Origin of the sequence: Cupriavidus neocaledonicus (assembly GCF_000372525.1) — a bacterium.
Classification (GTDB): domain Bacteria; phylum Pseudomonadota; class Gammaproteobacteria; order Burkholderiales; family Burkholderiaceae; genus Cupriavidus; species Cupriavidus neocaledonicus.
The window spans coordinates 20634-41728 of sequence record NZ_AQUR01000069.1; the positions used below are offsets into that span (position 1 = coordinate 20634).

25 protein-coding genes and 1 pseudogene are annotated in these 21095 nt (G+C 63.6%); 14 read left to right on the plus strand and 12 right to left on the minus strand.

Annotation, left to right across the window (positions count from 1 at the left end):
* Positions 1 to 307: 307 nt before the first annotated feature.
* The 9 genes from A3AG_RS0103265 to A3AG_RS0103305 all read right to left on the minus strand — a co-directional run bounded on the left by A3AG_RS0103265 (position 308) and on the right by A3AG_RS0103305 (position 7549).
* On the minus strand, positions 308 to 562 hold the full coding sequence (locus A3AG_RS0103265) for a hypothetical protein (protein ID WP_018004053.1): 255 nt from the start codon (positions 560 to 562) through the stop codon (positions 308 to 310).
* Entirely contained in the window at positions 559 to 3660 is a 3102-nt protein-coding gene (locus tag A3AG_RS0103270; protein ID WP_026163895.1) for a DEAD/DEAH box helicase, read from the minus strand. The genes A3AG_RS0103265 and A3AG_RS0103270 overlap by 4 nt, the downstream gene beginning before the upstream one ends.
* Before the next feature lie 111 nt (positions 3661 to 3771).
* A complete protein-coding gene (locus A3AG_RS0103275; RefSeq protein ID WP_012354521.1) occupies positions 3772 to 4479 on the minus strand; it encodes a hypothetical protein in 708 nt (235 codons plus the stop codon).
* Position 4480: 1 nt separating this feature from the next.
* On the minus strand, positions 4481 to 5272 hold the full coding sequence (locus A3AG_RS0103280; protein ID WP_012354522.1) for a hypothetical protein: 792 nt from the start codon (positions 5270 to 5272) through the stop codon (positions 4481 to 4483).
* An 87-nt stretch (positions 5273 to 5359) separates the two neighbouring features.
* Positions 5360 to 5593 (minus strand): hypothetical protein, encoded by a 234-nt coding sequence (locus tag A3AG_RS0103285; RefSeq protein WP_012354523.1) that lies wholly within the window; start codon positions 5591 to 5593, stop codon positions 5360 to 5362.
* An 11-nt stretch (positions 5594 to 5604) separates the two neighbouring features.
* Positions 5605 to 6090 (minus strand): hypothetical protein, encoded by a 486-nt coding sequence (locus tag A3AG_RS0103290; RefSeq protein WP_012354524.1) that lies wholly within the window; start codon positions 6088 to 6090, stop codon positions 5605 to 5607.
* Between the two features lie 113 nt (positions 6091 to 6203).
* A complete protein-coding gene (locus A3AG_RS0103295) occupies positions 6204 to 6581 on the minus strand; it encodes an AbrB/MazE/SpoVT family DNA-binding domain-containing protein (RefSeq protein ID WP_012354525.1) in 378 nt (125 codons plus the stop codon).
* A gap of 80 nt (positions 6582 to 6661) precedes the next feature.
* Positions 6662 to 6871 carry a hypothetical protein gene (locus A3AG_RS0103300; protein WP_012354526.1) on the minus strand — a complete coding sequence of 70 codons (210 nt, stop codon included), beginning with the start codon at positions 6869 to 6871 and terminating at the stop codon, positions 6662 to 6664.
* Positions 6872 to 7024: 153 nt separating this feature from the next.
* A complete protein-coding gene (locus A3AG_RS0103305) occupies positions 7025 to 7549 on the minus strand; it encodes a hypothetical protein (RefSeq protein ID WP_012354527.1) in 525 nt (174 codons plus the stop codon).
* 161 nt (positions 7550 to 7710) lie between these two features.
* Here A3AG_RS0103305 and A3AG_RS0103310 point away from each other — a divergent pair, with 161 nt between their 5' ends.
* From A3AG_RS0103310 to A3AG_RS34685, 11 genes and pseudogenes are all read left to right on the plus strand, one after another.
* Positions 7711 to 8154: a hypothetical protein gene (locus A3AG_RS0103310; protein ID WP_018004055.1), complete on the plus strand. Its 444-nt coding sequence runs from the start codon at positions 7711 to 7713 to the stop codon at positions 8152 to 8154.
* A pseudogene (locus A3AG_RS31285) lies at positions 8151 to 9612 on the plus strand (3'-5' exonuclease). The gene A3AG_RS0103310 and the pseudogene A3AG_RS31285 overlap by 4 nt, the downstream one beginning before the upstream one ends.
* A gap of 12 nt (positions 9613 to 9624) precedes the next feature.
* A complete protein-coding gene (locus A3AG_RS0103320; protein WP_012354529.1) occupies positions 9625 to 10839 on the plus strand; it encodes a DUF1173 family protein in 1215 nt (404 codons plus the stop codon).
* The gene (locus A3AG_RS0103325; RefSeq protein ID WP_012354530.1) at positions 10836 to 11216 is read left to right on the plus strand and encodes a hypothetical protein; all 381 of its coding nucleotides are present in this window, start codon (positions 10836 to 10838) and stop codon (positions 11214 to 11216) included. The genes A3AG_RS0103320 and A3AG_RS0103325 overlap by 4 nt, the downstream gene beginning before the upstream one ends.
* A gap of 32 nt (positions 11217 to 11248) precedes the next feature.
* Positions 11249 to 11620: a hypothetical protein gene (locus A3AG_RS34485; RefSeq protein WP_012354531.1), complete on the plus strand. Its 372-nt coding sequence runs from the start codon at positions 11249 to 11251 to the stop codon at positions 11618 to 11620.
* Complete coding sequence (locus A3AG_RS0103330; protein WP_012354532.1) at positions 11617 to 12738, plus strand: phage Gp37/Gp68 family protein; 1122 nt, start codon at positions 11617 to 11619, stop codon at positions 12736 to 12738. Before A3AG_RS34485 ends, A3AG_RS0103330 begins: the two co-directional genes overlap by 4 nt.
* Positions 12735 to 13979 (plus strand): DNA methyltransferase, encoded by a 1245-nt coding sequence (locus tag A3AG_RS0103335; RefSeq protein WP_012354533.1) that lies wholly within the window; start codon positions 12735 to 12737, stop codon positions 13977 to 13979. The genes A3AG_RS0103330 and A3AG_RS0103335 overlap by 4 nt, the downstream gene beginning before the upstream one ends.
* Before the next feature lie 2 nt (positions 13980 to 13981).
* Positions 13982 to 14188, plus strand: a complete 207-nt coding sequence (locus A3AG_RS0103340; protein ID WP_012354534.1) for a hypothetical protein — start codon at positions 13982 to 13984, stop codon at positions 14186 to 14188.
* A 132-nt stretch (positions 14189 to 14320) separates the two neighbouring features.
* Positions 14321 to 14908 (plus strand): Lar family restriction alleviation protein, encoded by a 588-nt coding sequence (locus A3AG_RS0103345; RefSeq protein ID WP_025586689.1) that lies wholly within the window; start codon positions 14321 to 14323, stop codon positions 14906 to 14908.
* Positions 14909 to 14971: 63 nt separating this feature from the next.
* Positions 14972 to 15394: a DNA/RNA non-specific endonuclease gene (locus A3AG_RS34680; protein ID WP_012354536.1), complete on the plus strand. Its 423-nt coding sequence runs from the start codon at positions 14972 to 14974 to the stop codon at positions 15392 to 15394.
* Positions 15306 to 15863 (plus strand): DNA/RNA non-specific endonuclease, encoded by a 558-nt coding sequence (locus tag A3AG_RS34685; protein ID WP_250649624.1) that lies wholly within the window; start codon positions 15306 to 15308, stop codon positions 15861 to 15863. Before A3AG_RS34680 ends, A3AG_RS34685 begins: the two co-directional genes overlap by 89 nt.
* Positions 15864 to 16417: 554 nt before the next feature.
* On the opposite strand, the gene A3AG_RS0103360 is transcribed toward A3AG_RS34685, so the two are convergent.
* Both A3AG_RS0103360 and A3AG_RS0103365 read right to left on the minus strand, forming a co-directional pair.
* Complete coding sequence (locus A3AG_RS0103360) at positions 16418 to 16696, minus strand: HU family DNA-binding protein (protein ID WP_012354538.1); 279 nt, start codon at positions 16694 to 16696, stop codon at positions 16418 to 16420.
* Positions 16697 to 16901: 205 nt separating this feature from the next.
* A complete protein-coding gene (locus A3AG_RS0103365) occupies positions 16902 to 18059 on the minus strand; it encodes a helix-turn-helix domain-containing protein (protein ID WP_012354539.1) in 1158 nt (385 codons plus the stop codon).
* Between the two features lie 1061 nt (positions 18060 to 19120).
* Between A3AG_RS0103365 and A3AG_RS0103370 the strand changes: the two genes are divergently transcribed.
* The 3 genes from A3AG_RS0103370 to A3AG_RS34690 all read left to right on the plus strand — a co-directional run bounded on the left by A3AG_RS0103370 (position 19121) and on the right by A3AG_RS34690 (position 20735).
* Positions 19121 to 20122, plus strand: coding sequence for a PRTRC system protein D (locus A3AG_RS0103370; protein ID WP_012354540.1), 1002 nt, complete (start codon positions 19121 to 19123; stop codon positions 20120 to 20122).
* Between the two features lie 5 nt (positions 20123 to 20127).
* Positions 20128 to 20529, plus strand: a complete 402-nt coding sequence (locus A3AG_RS0103375; RefSeq protein WP_012354541.1) for a hypothetical protein — start codon at positions 20128 to 20130, stop codon at positions 20527 to 20529.
* A 71-nt stretch (positions 20530 to 20600) separates the two neighbouring features.
* On the plus strand, positions 20601 to 20735 hold the full coding sequence (locus A3AG_RS34690; RefSeq protein ID WP_256461664.1) for a hypothetical protein: 135 nt from the start codon (positions 20601 to 20603) through the stop codon (positions 20733 to 20735).
* A gap of 71 nt (positions 20736 to 20806) precedes the next feature.
* Here A3AG_RS34690 and A3AG_RS0103385 read toward each other — a convergent pair whose 3' ends face one another.
* Positions 20807 to 21019 (minus strand): hypothetical protein, encoded by a 213-nt coding sequence (locus A3AG_RS0103385; RefSeq protein WP_012354543.1) that lies wholly within the window; start codon positions 21017 to 21019, stop codon positions 20807 to 20809.
* Between the last annotated feature and the right edge of the window lie 76 nt (positions 21020 to 21095).

Consider the following 21095-nt stretch of genomic DNA (forward strand, 5'->3'; position numbering starts at 1 on the left):
ATCCGGAAATCGCCCGACTACCCGGCCTCGCCGCTGACCCTGACTTCCGCTACCGTTTAGGCTTGTTCGACGCCTGCCAGCAAGGCGCGGTGGCACACTCACATTCCTGCGGATGACGGCAGGCATCGAACAACCCTAAACGAACTCGGCCGTCAGCTCTTCCATTGCCCTCGGAACTCGGCGATCAGCCGAAAAAAACCCTCCACGAAGGGAGGGCTGGGAGAAGGGTCCAACTGAGAGAGTTTCCGTAGCGGGCACTACGGAAACTATCTTATGGCGGTTTGGGGTGTCGCATTGTCCCGAAAGCTCAGCTATTTTGAGTGCCTTTCTCCGGCACCGGGCCAATCGGTCTGGCCAGCAGGGTGGTGACCGCCCCGCTGACCTGCCAACCGCCCAGCTCGCTCTCGAAAATGCCATGGACAAGGCGATCGAGGCAGATGACTTCTACCCCATTCGCTTCCACCGTGCCGAGGACGTTGGCAACAATCGTGCCGCGCGTTCCGCGGCGCTTGATCGTCGCCACGCCTTCACCCAGGGTGACAGTGCATTCATTCGCTTTCATGCGGCCTCCTTGAGCAGCTGGCGCTGGTCGCGATTCTCGCGGCCGTGTAGCGCCGCCAGGTCCTCGACAAATGCATCGAGAAGCGTATCCATGTGCAGAAACGCTTCGTCCTCCAGTTCCGGCGTCGCCCAGTCCAACCCGGCTTCCATGGCGTCGCGCTTGTGCGCCACCATCTGGTCCTGGTACTTATCAATGCTCCCCGGCAGGTGGAAATACACCACCTTCAACTGGCCCTTCCGGTTCCACCGCAGCGCGCGTCGCATCGCCTGATACTCGATGCGCCACGTCCACGAACGGTCATAGAAGAGCACGTAGTCGGCATTGGGCAGGTTGTACCCTGCCCTACCCGAGCCCTTCGTGCACAGCAGGCCGGTGGCGGAGCCATTCACAAACCGCTTGTCCTTGTCGGCCACGCGTTTCGTGATCGGGATGCCGCCATGGAACGGGACTGTCTCGACGCCCCGAGCCTTGAGCTGCCCCGCTATCAGGTCGATCACCCGGGGGTTTTCGGCAAACAGGATGGCCTGCTTTCCTTCCTCGGCGATGGCATTCAAGCGGTCGATCACGGCGCGTTGCTTGCTGGTCAGCTGCCCCAGCGTCCCCACCCCGTCCACCCCATACTGCGGGTAGTTGGCGGCGAAGTGCACCGCGCGGATCCGAGCCAGGATCGCGATCAGGTTGTTCGAGCGTCCGTCGGTGCGACGGATCTCCCGATACCATTCCGCGAACTCGTCGGCCGTGCGCAGATACAACGACAGGTGCGCCGGGTCCCAGTCCGTCTCGACCACTTCGACTGCCGGTGGATCGATCTGGATGTACCTGGCCACGTCTGGCTCGCAAACCAGCCGGCGCTTGACGTGCGGCGCCAGCATCTGGCGGTACAGCGGCAAGTTGCCGATCTTCGGCACCTCCCGCTTTGCGCCGTCCTGCAGGCTCTCGGCAAACTCCCATGTCACCCATTCCAGCACGACGAAGTCATCCCGGAACCGGTCTACCCCGCGCTGGGCATGCTGCACGGTGGCCAGCCATTGGCTATCCAGGTAGCCACGGCGGTAGCCATAAGGCTGAGCGGCGGTACCATCACCACCCGTGAATGCGATAAGGCCAAACACATCGCGCGGGTAGTTCGCGATAGGGCTCCCGGTGAGGATGTAGCGGCGCCTCGCCGACAGCTGCCAGAGCGCGCGGCTCTGGTCGCTGTTCGGGTTCGACAACCGTTCCCCTTCGTCGGCCACCAGCAGGCCAATCCGGCGTCGGAGCCGATGGGCGTATGTGACGCGCCGAGACGCTTCCCGGCACACCGGCATGCGCAGCCGCTCGTAGGCAATGAGATTAATCTGCCCGAGCGCGCCAAGGCTTTCCGGCGAGTCGATGACGTGTACCGCCGCCGGTGGCAGGATCTGCGCCAGCTCGGCACGCATTTCCGGTACCAGGCGTGCCTCAACAACGATCAAGCCGTGCTTGACCCCGGCCAGCAGGATCAGCGCCGCGGCGAGCCTCGACTTGCCGCAACCCTGTTCCCAGGCGGCAACCGCGCCGCACGGTTTCTGCAGCAGTTCCACCAGGTCATTTTGCTGAAACTCCCAGTTCAGCCACCGATCGATGCCGAGCGCCTGCATACGCAGGCGCAGCGCCAACGCCTGTCCCGGATACTTCACCGAGAGGCCTTCGTGCACGGTCTCCCATGTCTGGGCCGACCGGCTGACGGCAAAGCGGCTCATGAGCTCGTCCAGAGTCAGCACAAACTGAGCATTGCCCGCCTGATAAGCGTAGCGGCCGTCCGGCTGGCGAACGAATGCCACGGCCTCGCCTGCCTTGATCACGGGGCTGCCCCACTTCAGCGGATCCGCGACATGGCTTTTGAGGGCCACGCCGCTGATGGCTTCCGCGGCATTCACGCCAGTCGTCCAGACGGTGTGCCGCAGGGGCGTCGCCTGGCGCGCGCTACGCCGCAGCCGCTTCCCAAAATGCTCCAAGAAGCCCGGTGCCAGTTCGGGCACGCCGCCGGCGTCACGGATCAGCCGCAGAAGGCTGCCCAGCGCGGCCATCGGGTCGTCCTGCACGAGATAGGCTTCCAGATCGAGGCGGCCGCTGCCGGCATAGCGCATGCCGTGCGGCAGGCGCTGACCATCCAATGGCAGGATGCGCCGTTCCAACAGCCGGTTGAGCACCATGGCCTCCACGAATCCGCACTCGAAGCCCAGGACGATTCGACGCCCATCATTGGCAATGCGTACCCGTTTCTGCGAAGTCACCGGCCGCATGATGGCAGGGCCGGTATCGTCCAGCACCTGATGGTTCAGGCGTGGCTCATGGTAATGACGGTCATCCACGTTCAGGTCCAGGCCGGGCAGCGGGACGGTGAAATCGCCGTGCGCTTGACGCACGACGCGCCCCATCCGGTAGCGGCCGAACACCGCAATGGAGGTGTGCACCGTGGCGCCTTCCTCCCGGAAGGCCGAGGCCGGCAAATCAAAGATGCCGACCACGCGGCGCGCGGCCGTGCTGTGCGCATCCCGGTGATCCACGACGTTCGCGAAGCGATCGACAAAGCTCGTCGGCAACAACGCTACCACCACCTGCGCGGCCTCGAGCGCCTGGGCCAGCGCATATTCATGGCTGAGGGCGCTGCTGTTGGCCCCGAACCGGCCCCACGTGGTGCAGCAGAAGGGCTGCAGATGCGGCGATTCGAGGTGGATCGAGAACGGCGGGTTGATAATGGCTACGTCGAAGTGACGCGGGTGAATCTCCTCCATCCCAGCCATGCGGAAGCTTCCTTCGAAGCCGGCGGCCTCTACACACTGCTGGACAGCGGCAATCGTCGGCTCATGCACGTCGACGCCATACAGCGTGTGCGCCGCCGGATCCGCGAACTGCAACAGCCGGGCGGAGCCGACAGAATTGTCCAGCACCGAGACCTTACGGTCGGGGCGCCAGCTGTCCACAACGCCCCACATCTGTCGGGCGATGGCATCGGTGGTAAAGAATTGCGACAGATGCCTCTGACGCGCGGCATGCAACTCTCCCATGTGGGAAATCTTGTCTGCCTGCGAACCGAGGCTGACGATGGCCCGCAAGGGCTCGTACCAGTGAGTCATAGGGATCCTGAAAAAGAAAATGCCCCGTCGTCGACGGGGCAGGAGAAGGTGCCAAGCTGCTTAGGCAGCAGCCGGCTCTTGCAGGTGCTGGGCGACGAAGGCTAGAAGGCCTTATCCGAGACGCGCGGCGAACCGCAATTCCCAGTACTCGTTGTATTGCAGGACGTCCAACCCTGGGAAAGTCCGCCGCTGCTGCGCAGCGAATACCTCACCATGGTCGAACTGGCGCAGGCAACCTGCCAGGGCGGGCTCGCCCGCATCCTGCGCATACGCGGCCAGCGCTAGCAAGGCCGCGCGCACGTCGGCATGCGCGTCTGCTGCAACGCGCCGTGACGGACGCGCGGCAGCCACAGGCAACGAAGGCGCCTTGAGCCGCAGCCGCACGACTTTGGCGTGCCGGCGCACGGCATTGGGCTGATCGAACTGCAGCGCCGCAGCGAGCGTCTCGGCGACCTGCCGGTACGCCAACGCGCGGCCGCTGGCCTGGTACCGCTCGGCAAGCACCCGCCAGTAGCGGTCGAGATCGGGCGTATCGCCGGCGCGGATGGCCTCCCAGATGTTCGGGTGGCCGTTCACCGGAATGCGCGTCTCGTCGATGCACACGGGTGCGCCTTCGATGCCGAACTCCTTGCTTGCCCGATCGATCAGGCTCGCAACGAGGCGTCGAAGGAACCGACGAAAGTCGCCAGCCTGGTCGATAGGCACGGGAACGATCGTCGCATCGGCGCGGACCTGCGCGGCAAGCGCGCAGACCCGGTCATAGGCATCGAGCGAAGCGCCCTGCGCCGAGCGAAACGCCTCAACAAGCGCGTTGTACATCTCAGTGCCGTTCCTGCATGGCGTCCTGGCCGTACTCGCCCACGAACAGCATGAGCGGTTCAGCCAACTCGTGCGAGAACTTAAACTCCCACTTGTCGTTGTAGAGCGTGATGTCGAGGCCCGGCATGGACATCTTCTCGCGTGAGGTGTATTCCAGCTGATGCAGATCGATTCGCTGCAGCATGCTCGCCAGCACCGCGTTACCCGCCTTTCCGGCGAAGGTAGCCAGGCCTGACAGGCAGTCTGCCGTGGGCTGCGTGCTGTAGTAACCAACCCTGCGGCGGGCAGATTTCCACCCCGCCTCGGAATGGACGCTCTTTTTGAGCACGACGCCGGACGCGGTGCGCTTCACTTCCGCATTCCGGTGCAAGCCGAAGCCACGGACAATGCGTGCCGCAGCTTGCCGGTACGCGGTGGTGGCACCGCCGTCGCCGTTGTAGTACGCGCTGAGGGATGCCCAGAGCTGGTCGACATCGGGGATATTGCCTTTTTTCAGCGCCTTGCCGATATCCAGTCCGGCGCGGTCGAACTCGGCCTGGTTGTCGATATCGAGTCGCGCCCCCACCGGGGCGAACTCGCGACGCGCGCGGCTGACAACGTTCCCAGCCAGCGCGAAGCAGAACTTCTCAAGTTCGTCGTCCTGGCGGTACTCGGAACGCACGCCGACTGCAAAGAACGGCTCGCCTGCGCCTGTGCTGGCCAGCGCCTCGCGCTCAAACTGCGCGGCATCCTGGTAAGCCTGGCGGGCCGTACGCTGGGCCGCAATGAATTTCTCAATGATCTGGTTGTACATGTCGGTCTCTCAAGGAATATGGGAGACCGCCCCGTCGGGATGGTCTCCCGAGGGAATGAATCGGTGAATCAGGGCGGACGGAACCGCTTAAGTGGCCAGTTCCATCCAGCGCTGGGCGGACTCGCGGCTCATGTCGGTGGAGGCTTCCAGACGGACAGTGGCGCGGCCGCCATCGGGCGGGGTTTTGACTTCGTCTTCGCCTGCACCTTCGAGGTCATGGTCGACGACGATCACGGGGACGTGGGAGTCACTCCCAACGTACTGCACCAGGCCGCCGTCCAGATGCACAACGATCGTCGGCTTCGCAAGGGTGTTGGTCATGGCGTGGCCCCTCAGTGAATCGAGATGGCGCGGCCGATCGGCATGGGCATGAATCCCAGTGCCCACCACATCGCAGCCGGATGATTCGGAAAATCAGGAATCTCCGTACGCTGGAAGATGTCCGGTACAAGCTCGATCGCCGAGGGGCGGGCCCTCACCGTTTCGCGCCATTTCCCCTGCAAGCGCAGCCAGGTCAATTCGGCGCGAGCGATGTGATCCCATTCGCTGGGTAACAACGACTCGTTGAACAGGTCGGCGCCTTCCGCGGTTATAACGGCAACCACTTCGTGATAGCGGCCGAGTTCATGCGGGAAGCCGCGGCGGACAAACCGCAGGACTGTGGGATCCGGATTGCCGAAGATGCGCTGCAGCTGCCGGATGTACACCGCGCACTCGCGCCGCGAGCGTTCGCTGTAGTCGTCGCGACCAACCTGCGCGCACGCCTCCTCGGCCGGCACCGGGCCGACTTCAATTTCGATGGTGTTGAGTTTAAACATGGCGTTACCTCGAGAAAGTGGGAACGCCCCCACCGGGGGCGTTCCCGATGGGTGATTGAGTCCGGAAGCGCGAATGCGACCGGATTGGTGTGCCTAGATGGCGATAACCTGGTTCAACTGCTCACATGCCGCAGCGTAGACGTTGGATAGCGAGGCGCTGCGGGCATAGCCTCGCCGCCGTGCTTCGCGGGATCGAACAATGCCAGCTTTTCGGCGAGCGTCAGGCTGCGATGGCCGACCGGCTTGACAGTGACCCCAACGTCAGCCACTGCGACCTCTACGGCAAGGCCTTCCGTGAAATGCGCGGCACGCGCCGCACTGGTGGGGATGCGCACGGCGAGGGCGCTGCCCCATTTCTGGATCGTAAGTGTTGCGGACTTGGACATGGCAACCACCTGTCGGAATGTAGAGACGAGTTTATACATGGAGACACCATGCATAAACACCGTCTCGCCTTTGCCGCCCGGATTGGAGAAACGCCTGGAGGTCATACGTTTCCTCGCAAGGCGGGATACGCCCCACCGGAGAGTATTTCCCGGTGGGTAGTGGAATCGGCCGCTGGCCTGAGCGGTCACGCGGCGGCAGCAGGCTTCCGGTCCAGACCCAGCAGCTTCGCGAGAAGCCAGCTGATCAGCACCAGAAACTCGATCTCCGCAACGATGTGCACTTGCATGGCAGCAAGGCTATCGTCCTCGGTAGTACAAAGAAAGAAGAGGACCGCGAACAGGTTGATGACGGTCGCGAGGACAGCCAGCGCGGTGATACGGGAGAAGATACGCATGGAAGGGCTCCTGAAATGGAGCCTTCCCCATTGGGAAAAACCCCAATGGGTGGAAATGAAGATGGCCGGTACGCCGGCAAGGTCGATGCGCTGATGCGCGGAGAATCGGACGAATCTTACCCTGCCTGCCAGCGCGGGACAAGAATCGGATGCTTAGCGCGCGCACGCTGCCGCCTCGCGCGCCCGGCGGTTGGCCTCGCGGATGCGATTGACCACTGCCCAGCGCCGCTGCTCGACCTCCTCCGGATTTTCGAGCTTGGCATAGTCCTGCACCGGCCCCTCGCCCACGAAGGGCTTGTAGTCCTGGGGCAGCTTGCCTTCGGCCTTGGCCTTCTCACGCTGCATGCGACCCAGCCCATCGCTTGTCTCCGTGATCGCTACATAGTCCCACCGCGCTGGCACGGCCGCCTCGGAGAACCAGATCTCTCCCTCGCCCTGCCCCACGATGGCGACCACGTCGTAGACGCTGCCCACAGGCGATGGGATAGCACGAACCTCGAAACGCAGCACCTCCGGCCGTGGATGCCAGAACACCCGGTCCAGGTAGCGCTTGAACGTGAACGCATCCAGTCGGGCGATCTCGCCGTACTGCGGCTCGCCGGGCGCGATGAACTCCGGTTCGTGCTTCGGGCGGTTGCCCAGGGAGATTTCCCGGGAAGTCGGATTGCGGGATGACATGGGGGATTTCGGTAAAAGACGCCCGAAATTCTAACGCTTTCGGCGCCTACGCCGGCAGGACACCTCGGAAAATGGTTGGCGGCGAACTTCGCCCGCCCGCCGCCTTGACTTCGGCGCGGGGCCGGTATCTTGGTCTTAGACCACTCCATTCCTTGCCGCCCATGCGATTCACACGACTCGGACGCCACGACCCTATCGACTTTAACGCCCGCCGCCAGGCCGCCTTCGCGCGCAAGCAGCAGCGCGAGCGCGACCGATATCCGCTCTTCGCGGAACACGTGGCCGCCGAACAGCACTCGGCCGACGAGGAACTGGCTCGCCGCCAGCAGCGCTCCGACAGGCTCGAAACGACGATGCGCGGACTGCACGCCCGCGTCTGGCGCGAGAAACGCGCCGTCTACTTCTCGCTGACAGCCGAGCAGCGGGCTGACGTTCGCGCCAAGTGGCAGGCCTGGACCGGGCCCACCAGCGCCCTCTACTTCGCCTATATCGTTGACAAAGTTAGCGGCGAGGCCGCACGGCGCGCCGAGGCCTCCCGCGCGCACGCGCTGACCATCCGGCGACGGGTTCTTGCGCGCCTGCCGGAACAACTGGAGATGGCATGACTCCTACCGCCGAACAAGAGTGTGTCGTGGAGGCGGTGCGTGCCGGTGGCGCCGTCAAGGTCAAGGCGTACGCCGGCGCCGGCAAGACCTCCACGTTGCGCATGGCCGCTGAGGCCCGCGGCCGCGCGCGTGGCCTGTATCTGGCCTTCAATCGGGAGATCGCCAACGAAGCGGCCCGCAAGTTTCCGCAGAACACCCGTTGCCGCACCGTGCATTCGCTCGCCTACAGCGCCACGCGCCCGGAGATCACGCGCAAGCTCAGGAATCCGGTCGAGCCACCCCATCAACTGGCGATCCGCTACGGCTTCGGTAAACTACGCCTGCCCCACCACCATCGGCAAGGATCTGGAACTCAGCCCGAGCAAGGTCGCCCGGATGGTGATGGACGGCGCCGCGCGCTTCTGCCGCTCCGCCCAGGCAGAGCCGCTCGCTTGGCACATCCCGGTCGAGGCGATCGTCAAGGAAGAGGAAGCCGAGCACCTGCGCGAATCGCTGCTGCCGTATGTAAAGCGGCTCTGGGATGAATATCTTGATCCGAATGCGCCGTCTGCCATCGCCCACGACGTCTATGTCAAGCTGTTTGAGCGCAGCCGGCCGCGCATCGGCGCCGACTTCATCCTGTTCGACGAAGCGCAAGATGCCGACGGCCTGATGCTGTCGGTGCTGCGCGCGCAACAGGCGCAGGTCATCTACGTGGGCGATCCCTACCAGCAGATCTATGAGTGGCGCGGCGCTGTCAACGCCATGGACCATATCCGTGCCCCGGAATGCGCGCTGACCGAGTCGTTCCGGTTCGGCCCGGCCATTGCACAGCTGGCCAGCCGCGTGCTGCGGCTGATGGATGAGGACACGCCAGTGCGCGGCCAGGACCACGTCGAGTCCCGAATTCTGCACGATTCGACCTCAGGCCACGACCGCTTCGACGCGATCCTTTGCCGCAAGAACGCCACGGTCCTGACCCATCTGGCCGAGGGCATCGGCCGCGGCGACCGCGTCGCCGGACGGGCCAACGTCGACGAGCTCCGGGCGTTCGCCGACGGCGCCGAGCAGCTGATGCGCGGCCAGCGCATTGGCTACCCAGCCACCCTCGCCTTGTTCGAGACCTGGGAGGAGGTTCAGGAGTACGCCGAGTCGTTCGCCGGCCGCGACCTGAAGCCGCTGGTGCAGCTGATCGACAACGAGGGGGTGGACTATCTGCGCCTGATCCTCACCCGCGTGTCCCCAGAGGACGAAGCCGACTACATCGTGTCCACCGTCCACCGCGCCAAGGGCCTTGAGTGGGACCGCGTGCAGCTCGCCGGCGACTTCAAATTCAGGAACGGCGACGACGGCAAGTTGACCATGGCGCCGGAAGAAATGCGGCTGCTCTACGTCGCCATGACCCGCGCCAAGCGTCTACTCGACGTCAGCGAGATCCGGCGCGATCTGTACACCATGTTCCGGGAAGCCGGCGTCTAAGGAGAGGAATCCATGATCACCGTGCGCATTGGCGGGAACGAGTTTCCGCTCGACGATGTACTGGAAGATCCCGGCCGTTACGCGCGTCACCTCGAGCGCGCGAAGACGGTCCAGGGTTTTGCGGAATGCGAATGCAGCACTCGGCGCCCACGGCCCAAGCTGGTGATTCGCCGACATCGGGACATCTTCCTGCTCGCGCGCTGGCCGGAACAGGCACACCACCATGCTGCAGGCTGCCCATTCAACCGCCAGGCGCTGGCCAAGTCGGGCGCGAGCGACAACCTGGACCCGTTCCGGATGAAGGACGGCCACCATGACATCCGCCTCGATGCCTCGCTCTCGGTCAGCGCGCACACCCCAGCCAAGACCGTCCAGCGCCTCCCCAAAGGGCAGAGCACGAAGCCGCAACGGCGTTCGGCGGGGCTGCTTGCGTTTCTGGAATACGCCTGGGAGCAAGCAGGGCTGAACGTATGGCCGGGAACGGGTTCGCGCGGCTGGAACGCCTGCTGGTCACAGCTGACAACGGAGCTGGCAGAATGCCGTATCAACGGAAAGCCGGCCGATGGGCTGCTGCACGTCATGCAACGGTGGGACCCGAGCCGCAGGACGGAGATCCTGGCGGAGTTCGAAGCATGGCAGGGCAGGCTCACGTCCACTCCGGCCGGCAATCCGCGCGGCATCGTGATCGGCGAAATCGAATCCCACGGCACGACCCAGTTCGGTGGCAAGTTCGTGCTGCGCCAAAGTACCCAGCGCTTCTTCATGGCCGCCGACCTCTACGCGCGCCTGCAGGTGTCGTTCGGGGGCGCCCTGTCCGGCATCGGCAAGGCAGAACAGCGTTGCGTCGCCGTCCTGCTGGTCGAGCGGTCGAAATCAGGCTACCTGACGGTGGTCGATGCCGCGGCCATGCTGGCCAACCGCCAGTTCCTGCCTTGTGACTCGTCATACGAGGTTGCCATGGCTGACTATCTGGTCGGCCTGCAGCGGGCATTCCGCAAACCGCTGCGCCACATTGGCCGAGCCGCCGTGCATCCCGACTTTGTGTTGACCGACGTGGCTCCTGAGGCCGTCATCGAAGTCCTTGGCATGACGGGCAATGCGGACTACGACGCCAGGCTCGCGCAAAAGCAGGCGTTCTACCGCGCCAACGGCGTGCCGGTGATCGAATGGCGCCCTCAGGACCAGCAGATCACGTGTGTCCGGCTGCCCCGGCCGAGCGCTGCATGAGCAGCCGGGCACCACTGGGCATGAACCGTGCGTATCTGAAGGCAGTTCAGCTGGTGCACCAGTACCGCGCCGCATCTGTCCCGCTTGTCCAGCGGCATCTCGGCATCGGCGCCGAGCACGCCGAGTCGCTGCTGGCGCGCATGGCAACAGAGACCACTGTGGTCCGGCGAATGCCCAACGGACTCTATCTCTACGTGGGCGAAATCGTCGCTGACGAGCTCACTGCACTGTACGGATTTGCCGAAGAGGTCCTCGCTGTCATCGCCTCCGGCGAAATCGACGTGGACGCACTCAGAGCCGCCGCGGTGAAGTTCGGCCTTTCGGCCCCACGTGACGCGCCTCCCTACACCTGCTTGACTTTGCCCGCGATTGGATAGGCTGGAAGCATCCCTCACCTTCCACCGACCCGATGGGCTACATCAATCCCCTCCTGCGTCTACCCGCTGCACAGCAGCTCCTGCGCCTCCCACCAGAGCAACGCCGAGCCATCGCTGCGGTGCTCCACGAACTGCGCGAGGCATCGAACGCCGAAGCCGAATTGTCCTGGCGCCGTCGCAAAGGCCCCATGGCGGCGTATTGGCGTGCCGTCTCAACCTACGCCCGGCATTTTGTACATGCGCTCACGCAGCACTGCGAGTGTCCGCACGAATCGTCCTCGGTGGCTGATTCCCCTTCTGCCACAGACACCGGCACAGCCGCGAATCAGCAGGCCAGGGATTTTGCTTTTCCATCCCATACCCGGGACACCCGAACCATGGACATGTTCGAGAAAACGAAATGAGCGAAAACACCAAGATCGAATGGACCGACCACAGCTGGAATCCCTGGGAAGGCTGCCAGCGGGTTGGCCCCGGCTGCGACCACTGCTACGCTGAGGCCCGCAACGCACGCTTCGGCGGTGGCCAATCCCAAAACTGGGGCCCCGGTGCGCCCCGCCGGCGCACATCCGCCGCCAACTGGCGCAAGCCCTTGCACTGGAACGCTGCGCACGACGCCTTCGCCGCGGTACACGGGCGCCGGCAACGCGTCTTCTGCGCGAGTCTGGCCGATGTGTTCGACAACGAGGTGCCGATCGAGTGGTTCATCGATATGCTCGATGTCTGGCGCCAGACGCCGAACCTGGACAAGCTCGTGCTGACCAAGCGCATCGGCAACGCCACGAAGCGATTGGGCGATGCGTTCAACACGCTGATGCTGTGCGACGACTGTGCGGACAATCCCCTCGTTCCGTGGCTGGCTACGTGGATCGCCGGCAATGCCCCCGCCGATATCTGGCTGGGCGCAACCGTGGTGAACCAGGTGGAAGCCGACCGCGACATCCCGAAGCTTCTGCGCGCGCCGGCAAAGACGCGGTTTCTCTCGATGGAACCGCTGCTCGGGCATGTCGACGTGTTCTCGACTCTGACCGGTGAACTGCTGCATACCTCCGGCAACGACTATGCGCCGGGCTCCCTGGACTGGATCATCGTGGGCGGTGAGAGCGGCACGGGTGCCCGGCCGATGCATCCGGCATGGCCGCGCTCGTTGCGTGACCAATGCGCGGCAGCCGGCGTGCCCTTCCTCTTCAAACAATGGGGGCACTGGCATACGGCAGTCGTGGACCGTTCCTCCAGTGAGCCGGTCTTCCGCGAGTTCGCCAGCTTTCAGCAATGGGTCAACAAGGCGCAGACGTGGATCGCCGGCGGGATTTGCCTCGACAGGCATGGCGCGCAGCTCGAGCGCGGTCAAGATTTCATGCGCGCCCGCGACGAGGGCCGGTTCCCCGTGACGGTGATGCACGCGGTGGGCAAGAAAGCGGTGGGCCGGCTGCTCGACGGCGCCGTGCACGACGCCTTCCCTGTGACGTCGTTCGACGTCGCGGCAGCATGCGAGCGTGCGCTTGCACGGGGCGCTGCATGATGGAGCAGTTGAAACTGTTCGGACACGTGGCAGCAGCGTTCGCCGACGCGCCAGCCGAAGGCATCGCCACCGCCCAGCTCTACGATGCCGTGGCGACCGCGGTCGGGATCGATCTCGCCCAGGCTCAGGCCAAAGTCCCGATCGGCGCCGCTGGCACCCTGCACAGCCCGTTCAAGCGCGCCGTGCGCTGGCATCAGCAGACGCTGAAGGCCATGGGCGTCGTGGAGCGCATTCCGGACCGCGCCGGATTCTGGCGGCTGACGCAGCCTGTTACGCACGAGCTCGACCGCGCCGCCAACGGCGTTCGGCTTGTCGCCTTCAGCACCACCCTGGGTGTGGCCGTCTGGGCGCGCCACGAGGAAATCTTCCGCGGCCTTGGCGAACCGATTGCGCTGTGCGTCACCTCGCCGCCGTACCCGCTGCGCCAGGCCCGGGCCTACGGCAATCCCACGGAAGCGCAGTATGTCGACTTCCTGTGCAAGGCCCTCGAGCCGATCGTCGCAGGGCTTGTGCCAGGCGGCAGCATTGTCCTCAATGTGTCGAACGACATCTTCGAGCCGCGCAGCCCAGCCCGCTCGCTCTATATAGAGCGCCTCACGCTGGCCTTGCATGACCGGCTTGGCCTTTCCCTGATGGGCCGCGTCCCCTGGGTCAACTACAGCAAGCCGCCCGGGCCGACCCGATGGGCCTGCGTCGACCGTGTCCAGCTCGCCTCCGCCTACGAACCGGTGCTGTGGTTCACCAACGATCCGTCGTGCGTGCGCGCGGACAACCGCCAGCTCCTCGAGGCCCACACCGCCCGGCACCGCCAACTGATGGCCGCCGGCGGAGAGACTCGTAACGCGGTGTATGGCGACGGCGCCTATCGCATCCGGGCAAGCGCCTTCGGCAATCAGACTGCGGGCCGCCTGCCCCGCAATGTCATCGAGCGGGGTCACAACTGCGCGGACACCCGGGCTTACCGCCGCGCCGCGCAGTCTCTCGGCCTGCCGACCCACGGCGCCATGCAGCCGACCGACATTCCGGATTTCTTTACGCGATTCCTGTCCCGGCCGGGCGACCTGGTGGTCGATCCTTTCGGCGGGACGATCCGCACCGGCCTGGCCGCCGAGCGCCTGGGAAGGCGATGGATCGCCACGGAATGGATTCTGCAGTACGTTCGAGGCGCCGCCGAACTGTTCCGGCAAGCCGACGGATTCCAGATGCACCCGGCCCTACAATGGGCCACCCAACCGAGATAGGCATGCCTCAGTACAACGACAACGACCGCGAATACCCGGAACCGGAAACCGTCCTCGCCATTCGGGGAGCGATCACCACCGGCCAGTTGGGGGGCCCCATGGGCCCACCCGGCCATTGGCTCAACGAATTCTGGCAGATCGGAGCCGCGCTACGCGACCATGCCGAGATCCTGCAGGCTTCGAGAACACCGCGCGCCAGGAAGTCCTGAACACCACAGCCGGCTATCTGGCCATCGACGCGGCATAGCAGGACCGCTGTTCGAACGCTTCATCACACTGGACCGCTGGGCGCCGCCCTCGGGGCAGGCATAATGCCGGCATTTCCGACCCTGACCTTTCCCATGCCCAGCGGCCTCCTACAATGCGCCCACTGCGATGGCGCCCCCACCTATATCGCCGGCCGTCTCCAGGCGGTCATCGTCTGTGAAGAATGCGGCATCTCGACGCCTCCCGTCACCATGGATGCGGACAAGAACACCGCCTTCACCCGGCTAAGCGCCATCTGGAATAGCCGCGTCGAGCATCGCCCTGCCGACCAGGAAGCCGTATCGATGATGTCGCGCCGCGCGCTCACCAGCTCAGACATCCCCTACTTCCTGAACCTGCTCGCGGCGACCACCTCGGACTGGGAGACGGTTGGCCCCAAGTTCGCCGCCATGGCCGCGGCTCTCGCCCAGCCGGGCTACGAGTTCAAGCACGTGGACCCGCCCGAGACCGTGGTGTCGCAGGCTGCCCGCTATCAGAAGCTGCTCCAGCGCGCCAGGATCATCTACGTCGACGGCGCGCCCATGGTCCGCTTCGAGCCAGTGCCGGCGCTGTGCGCCGAGATCGCAGAGGAGGCACTGGCCGACCGGGAATGGCCGCTCTTCGACTTGCACGAGTTCATCGGCAAGGCCATCGATGGCGTGCCGGACCATTGGCAGCCGTGACGCCTTGACTTTGTAACTGGGCTGGCAAGCTGGAACGGTGTTCACTTACCTTCCTCCCTGACCATGGTCCGCTCCTTCATCGCCCTTTTGCTCGCCCTGAGCGCAGCAACCGCAGCCGTCGCTAAAGACGCCGCGCCCTGCCCGCACGTGCTATCAGCGGGCCAGCCGGCCGTTCGCGAGGCGGCGCGGGATACACGGCTTCTCTGCTATCGCGCCTATGCGGTGCTCTACTCGCCCAGCACCCGCACGGCGCTGTGGTCGGCCGAGCGGCTGACGGCCACAGCGGTGGAGGCGGCCCGCAAGCTGCCGCGCGACAGCGACTTCTACGAGGAAGACCGGCTGCCGCCTTCGGACCGGGCCAGACTGCAGGACTTCGCTCGATCGGGCTACGACCGCGGTGGCACCGAGCGGGGACTTTGCCGACAAGGCCTCGCAGGCAGAGAGCTTCAGCCTTGCCAACATCGTCCCGCAGCACAGTATGTCTAACCGCCGGACGTGGAGTCATATTGAGACGTCCACGCGCAAACTTGCTCGGGAGCACGGCTCCATCCAGGTCGTCACCGGCCCTGCGTTCGCCAAGGACAGCCCCACGCTCAACGGACGTGTCCGGGTACCTGGGTATCTGTGGAAAGCGATCTACGTGCCTGGCGTCGGCGCAGCGGCCTATGTGGTTCGCAACGATGCGACGCCGGCGTACAGCGTCATCAGCATCGCCGAGCTTGCCCACTTCACTGGTCTCGAACCCTTCCCAGCATTGGCTGGTGACGCGCGGACGACGCCAATCGACCTCCCGCCACCCACCCCACACCCGGGGGAGAAGCCGGCCCGCCGCGTCGCGTTCGCATGGTTGGTATCCGGCAACGCTGTGAGCGCAAATCGCGACGCGGAATCGCTCGGTCATCTCATACGGCACGCAGGCGCGCTGGCCACGTTGGCTCTCGCCTATGCCCGTTAGCGGCGACGCCAGAAGGAGGGAACATGTTCCTTCCAAAAACATGAAAGGCACGTCTTTGGACGTGCCTTTCGTTCTGTGAGGGCCATCACAGGCCCTCCCGCTCAAGAATGCGATGGTATTCCGAAGAAACGACGGCCTGGCCTCATAGCCAACAACAGCCCGAAGGACATCAACACGAGAATCCCATACAGCGCGCTCACCTCGCGACTCGCCGCATCTGCAGCAGCAGTCGGTACGACCTTCATCGCAGTGTTAGGGCAAATATCGCCGGGCGACGCAATTTCGAAAGCCCCTCAAGCTCCGCCCCACAATCTGCTACCAGGCCTGCCCCTTGCGGGGCAGGCCGCACCGACGCCTCGGCCCAAGTGTGTACCGCCAGCACGGCAGTCTTGACGGGTGCCTGTCCCGTGAGCGCCAAAAAAAAAAAATAGCACCGCACCCACAACGCTCGCGGGGATCACACAATGAAAACCTGCATCACCCGCCTAAGAACGATGAAAACGGAATGGAGGTAGGTCCCGTCGTTGCTACCCGAGGTCCCAGGCTTCGAATCGCTACGCATTGGCGGCATCCTTGAACTTCTGGCCCGGTCTAAATTTCACTGTCTTGGCAGCATCCACCGTGATCTTCTCGCCGGTTCGCGGATTGCGCGCAATGCGTTCGCCACGCTCGCCCTTGCTGAAGGAGCCGAAGCCAACCAAGTTCAGTGCGTCACCCCTGGCCACGGTGTCCATGATGGCCGACAGGGTCACGTTCAGTGCCTGTTCTGCCTTTGCTTTGGTAAGACCGTCCACACCGGCCGCGATCGCGTCAATTAGTTCGGATTTCGTCATGCATTCTTCCTTCTCAGAGTAGGCGTACGGCGGTCACCCAGTATGGACGACCGCGAACTGTTGTCGGAACGGCGATTGCGACCTCGGCAGCGTTTCCCAACGGCTGCAGCGCAGAATGCGTCCCGCAGCAATTTTGATGGGATAAACGCCGCAACTTTCCGGTAAAAGCTATGCCAATTAAACGAGCTTTCCTGATCCTCCACCTTCACGACTGATCTCCCGCGGCGTAGCTGTCCAAGAGCCGGTACAGCGAGCGGCGGCTGATGCCAAGCGCAAGCGCAGCGTGGGATTTGTTGCCGTTGGCTGCTGCAAGTGCCAAGGCCGCCTGCCCAGGCTTGACAACAGGTTTGGAGAGGCGCTCCTGAACGGCGTATGTACTTAAGTACGCATTCGACTTAGTAGGACGACTATGCCCAGCGGCTCGGGCAACGACGCGCTGTCCCTCCTCATGCACCTCACGACTGGCGAGCCGCGCGCCTCGCTTGACCGGCGCAGCATCGCCGGTACTGCGCTGGTACAGCCCCTGGAGATATTCATGGCGCAGGCCGTGTGCAGTGCAGCCCGTCACCTTCCTTACCAGACCATGCTTTCGCAGTACCTCATAGAAATGGCTCATCCATTGGTCAAGTGTATAGTCCGTCGGGGTGGTTGACCCCGTCCTGGGATTGGCCAGCGACGCCGCTCTGGCAAGCAACGGGTACTGCGTCTCCGGCATGTCGATTAAGACCTCTCGCTTTCGCCCACCCTTCGTTCCGCGTTCGACGTGCAGCATGCCGCCGCGCACCGCCACGCCCGGCTGAAGCTTCGCGGATTCCTCAACCCGTAGGCCAAACAGCCACATCAAGCGAAGCTGAACGCCTACCCACTCATCGGTCCTCTCAATCTCCTTGATCTTCGCGTCAATGTCGATGCCATTCCCCGACCAGGACTTGTCTTCTTGGGCAACATAGTGGCGAACGAGCCCATGCTCCGTGCGATCGCCGTATTCAGCAAGCGTCTTGACCAGATACGGCTTGTTCATGAACTCAGCCATCGCGCGCAGATAGGTGAGCTTGTTCTCGATCGTTCCCGCTGTTTGCCCTTTCCGAACCCAGTTATCCACCAACCATTGGACGTGCTTGTTCCGAATCGACCACGGAGATTCAACCGCATAGCCACCCTCCTGCCGCAGCTCGCGCACTGCGGCGCAGACATTGAGAAGGCGATACTCCTGCGTCTTGATGCTCAGCGCATTTCTGCTGCGCCTCGACCTACTGATTACGCGGTCGACGTTGTCCTCGAACAGCGCGATGAGTTCGCCTTCCAGCCGCGCGGGGAACGCGTAGCTCCTGATCTTTCCCCGGAAATCGATCCTGATACCCATACTCGTTAGTCCTGGCCAGCCGTGATATCACCACGGCGGGGGCGCGCTTTACGGTGCGACCCTTTTCCAACACTGTCAAACGCCCCGTTCGTTCGACACCTGCCGGTCACTTCTCCCCACCGGATTTGGGGGACTGCCTTCCTTGCCTTTAGCGATAGCACTCGATCGACCAGACACAGGGAAGAACTGTGGTCCGACCGTCCGCGTAGTCCATGGCCCGGCTCACGCCGAGCCCGTCCCCGCGAATACCCAAGCCGCTGCGTCGATCGACGCGACTGCGATAGCGACCCTTGTGGTCCACCATCGCAAGACTCTTGGGTAAATCGTTCTTGCGCATTTCTGTGCCGGCTGCGCCTACCGGTCGTCAAGTGAAGGGATCCGCGATAGCCGTCTGGCCCGATCGCATCCAATCCCCCGTCCCAAAGTCAGTTCACCTTGGCCGCAGTGTCTCGGGCCGCCTGAACCGTACCCAGCTCTCTCGCTGAATGGACGTGTCTTCCGTGATGGAGCCTTGGGACTGTGCAACTGTGCGCCCCAAAATCTCTCTCATTGCGTTACAGCGCGCACATCGGCGCTGAGATCGAGTGTTATCGCGGTGTGCAGCCTTCCTCAATGTCGGCCACTGTCTGCTTGATTTGATTGAAAAAAATGCCGGATCAATTTCCGGCCTGCACACTGGGCGTCCGCACGTCCTCCTTGAGGTCGTGGTTGCCTGGGATTTGCCACCAACTGGCGGCGAGGTCGATGCGTCGGGGACGCTGAAGGTGCTCAAAGGATAAACCGAAACTCAGCCGCGTCGCAACGAAATCGCCGTCAAATTCGCCAGCATTCGACAACTTGACTTCGCATCGCACCGGGTAGATTCGAAAGGGATCGGATCGCAGTGTCAGATACGTGTTAGCAAGTGTCAGGTCTGTGTGAGCAGGTGTGAGATCAGCGCGACGTGGTGACGCCCGCTGACACCTGGTGACACCACCTAACACATTCCTGTCAGATCACAGTCAGATATGTGACACCACTGCGCTCCGGCAACCTTCAACAAAGCCAAGGAGAGTCTTCAGATGAACACCACCAAAACCATTGCGGTCGATGTCGGCTACGGCAACACCAAGTTTGCCTTCCCCCTGGGTGCGGACGTTGCAACCCGCATGTTTCTTTCGCTGGCCCCAACTCGATCGGCTTCGAGCCTCGCCAACCACGGGGATGGCTATTTCCAGTCGCGCGATGTCGTTCACGTAACTGTGGACGGCGCTGAATACGAGGTGGGCCCGGACGTCTCGATCACCTCTGCATACGGCAATACCGGGCGGACCCTCTCCGAGGACTTCGTCACGACGCCGGAATATGCTGCGTTGCTGTTCGGCGCGCTTCACTATTCACAGGCCAGGGACGTTGGCCAACTCATCCTCGGCCTTCCCGTCCATACCCTACAGAAGTACGCCGGCGTCCTGCAGGAACGCTTTGCTGGCACGCATGACTTCGGCGCCGGCAGCGTCAGCATCAACCGGGTCGTCGCCCTGCCCCAGCCACTCGGATCGCTGGTCACGTTTATGCGTCAATCCGGCAAGGATCTGGACCCGGATGACAACTGCCTGATCGTGGACGTGGGTTACTTCACGACCGACTGGGTTGTCGCTCGTGGCTACATGATGGATGACACCCGCAGCGGCGGCGTTCCCGGCGGATCGTCGCGAATTTACCAACAAGTCGCCCAACTCCTTTCGGCGGACGAAGGCGGGGAGCCGTCTGGCAGCATCGAGCGCATCGACAAGTCCCTGCGTGACGGCAAGCTCATGCGCTACTACAACAAGATGGTCGACCTGCGCCCGTATTTCGAAGTCGCCAAGGCCCAATGTCAAACCGCGGTCAAGGAAATGCAGACGCGGGTGGGCCGCACGGAAGACATCGCAGCCATCGTTCTCACCGGTGGCGGCAGCGCGCTGTACTCCGGCGCCATCCGTGCCGCCTTCCCGCGCTCGCATATCGTCGCGATGGAATCGCCCTGCTACGCCAATGTCCGCGGATTCTTCGACATCGGTAGCGCACGGCAAGCGCGCGGGTAACGACTATGGGGAAGCTCGCCATCAAAGTCACCCTCAACCCGATGACGACGCCTCAGCTCTACGCGCAGCTTGCGCAGGTCAACGACCCGCGCCTGCGAGCCGAGGTCTTCCGCCGTTTGGCAGAGGTCGGCGCGCAGGTCATGGGAGCGAAAGAAGGCGTTGCGGCAACGCCGGCGCCTGCAGGTGCACTCCTGACTACCTTGATGTACCGCTCCGAGGCAGCGTTCGTACCGCCCCAGAATGTCGCAGCGGTCGGGCAGTCCGCTGCTTCCACCCCGAGAGCCCAACTCGTCAGGGAGGAAATCTCCCGGGATGCGCCAGCGGATATCGAGGTGCCCGCCGTGCCCGCCCCAAGCGCACTGGACCTTAGTGCAATGAACTCGGCGATGTCGCGGTTCTTCGATTGACTCGCTCCGGCTTGACTGGCGCTCACTTCGTGGCAATCTACAATCATCACAACGGACGACAGGACTTCACCATGAAATTCTTCGAGTATCTTTCCACCACCCAGGCTCAGAACCGTTTCCTCTTTTACGCGCTGATCGCCTGGTGCATTCTGGAAGCCATTATGGTCGTCTATCGCGGGTGGCGCGCCCCCAAGGACGCTGGCTGACGCCTTCCCACCCCAGAAAGCAAAAAAGCCCAGCATGTCTGCTGGGCTTTTTGTTGAAGAGGACTTTGCGCTCAGTGAAGCGTGGCTGGCGCGAGGCAATAATCGAGTGCGGAATCGAACGACAGATTCCGCTCGAGCAACGTCAGATGGCCCGAGGCTTCTCGTCGGTAGACGTGGAAGAACTGGGCATCGGACTGACCAGCCTGGACCTCGCTGGTGGCGGTGCTGCGCATTGCGTGAATGTGCAACCTGTTCACGATCGCGGTAAAACCCTTCTGTGGCATGGTGCTTCTCCTGAAGTCCTGCCACACGGGATTCCGCCCAGTGGGGCGAACCCACCGGGCAGAGTTGAAAGGAACG

Coding starts and splice junctions, on each gene's coding strand:
- A3AG_RS0103365 (WP_012354539.1), bottom strand. CDS start 18,059: ATGGGTATCAGGATCGATTTCCGGGGAAAGATCAGGAGCTACGCGTTC.
- A3AG_RS0103295 (WP_012354525.1), bottom strand. CDS start 6,581: ATGACCTCCAGGCGTTTCTCCAATCCGGGCGGCAAAGGCGAGACGGTG.
- A3AG_RS0103335 (WP_012354533.1), top strand. CDS start 12,735: ATGATGGAGCAGTTGAAACTGTTCGGACACGTGGCAGCAGCGTTCGCC.
- A3AG_RS34680 (WP_012354536.1), top strand. CDS start 14,972: ATGGTCCGCTCCTTCATCGCCCTTTTGCTCGCCCTGAGCGCAGCAACC.
- A3AG_RS0103270 (WP_026163895.1), bottom strand. CDS start 3,660: ATGACTCACTGGTACGAGCCCTTGCGGGCCATCGTCAGCCTCGGTTCG.
- A3AG_RS0103275 (WP_012354521.1), bottom strand. CDS start 4,479: ATGTACAACGCGCTTGTTGAGGCGTTTCGCTCGGCGCAGGGCGCTTCG.
- A3AG_RS34690 (WP_256461664.1), top strand. CDS start 20,601: ATGAAATTCTTCGAGTATCTTTCCACCACCCAGGCTCAGAACCGTTTC.
- A3AG_RS0103310 (WP_018004055.1), top strand. CDS start 7,711: ATGCGATTCACACGACTCGGACGCCACGACCCTATCGACTTTAACGCC.
- A3AG_RS0103360 (WP_012354538.1), bottom strand. CDS start 16,696: ATGACGAAATCCGAACTAATTGACGCGATCGCGGCCGGTGTGGACGGT.
- A3AG_RS0103375 (WP_012354541.1), top strand. CDS start 20,128: ATGGGGAAGCTCGCCATCAAAGTCACCCTCAACCCGATGACGACGCCT.
- A3AG_RS0103280 (WP_012354522.1), bottom strand. CDS start 5,272: ATGTACAACCAGATCATTGAGAAATTCATTGCGGCCCAGCGTACGGCC.
- A3AG_RS0103340 (WP_012354534.1), top strand. CDS start 13,982: ATGCCTCAGTACAACGACAACGACCGCGAATACCCGGAACCGGAAACC.
- A3AG_RS0103305 (WP_012354527.1), bottom strand. CDS start 7,549: ATGTCATCCCGCAATCCGACTTCCCGGGAAATCTCCCTGGGCAACCGC.
- A3AG_RS34485 (WP_012354531.1), top strand. CDS start 11,249: ATGGGCTACATCAATCCCCTCCTGCGTCTACCCGCTGCACAGCAGCTC.
- A3AG_RS0103300 (WP_012354526.1), bottom strand. CDS start 6,871: ATGCGTATCTTCTCCCGTATCACCGCGCTGGCTGTCCTCGCGACCGTC.
- A3AG_RS0103385 (WP_012354543.1), bottom strand. CDS start 21,019: ATGCCACAGAAGGGTTTTACCGCGATCGTGAACAGGTTGCACATTCAC.
- A3AG_RS0103345 (WP_025586689.1), top strand. CDS start 14,321: ATGCCCAGCGGCCTCCTACAATGCGCCCACTGCGATGGCGCCCCCACC.
- A3AG_RS0103290 (WP_012354524.1), bottom strand. CDS start 6,090: ATGTTTAAACTCAACACCATCGAAATTGAAGTCGGCCCGGTGCCGGCC.
- A3AG_RS0103320 (WP_012354529.1), top strand. CDS start 9,625: ATGATCACCGTGCGCATTGGCGGGAACGAGTTTCCGCTCGACGATGTA.
- A3AG_RS0103265 (WP_018004053.1), bottom strand. CDS start 562: ATGAAAGCGAATGAATGCACTGTCACCCTGGGTGAAGGCGTGGCGACG.
- A3AG_RS0103285 (WP_012354523.1), bottom strand. CDS start 5,593: ATGACCAACACCCTTGCGAAGCCGACGATCGTTGTGCATCTGGACGGC.
- A3AG_RS0103370 (WP_012354540.1), top strand. CDS start 19,121: ATGAACACCACCAAAACCATTGCGGTCGATGTCGGCTACGGCAACACC.
- A3AG_RS0103330 (WP_012354532.1), top strand. CDS start 11,617: ATGAGCGAAAACACCAAGATCGAATGGACCGACCACAGCTGGAATCCC.
- A3AG_RS0103325 (WP_012354530.1), top strand. CDS start 10,836: ATGAGCAGCCGGGCACCACTGGGCATGAACCGTGCGTATCTGAAGGCA.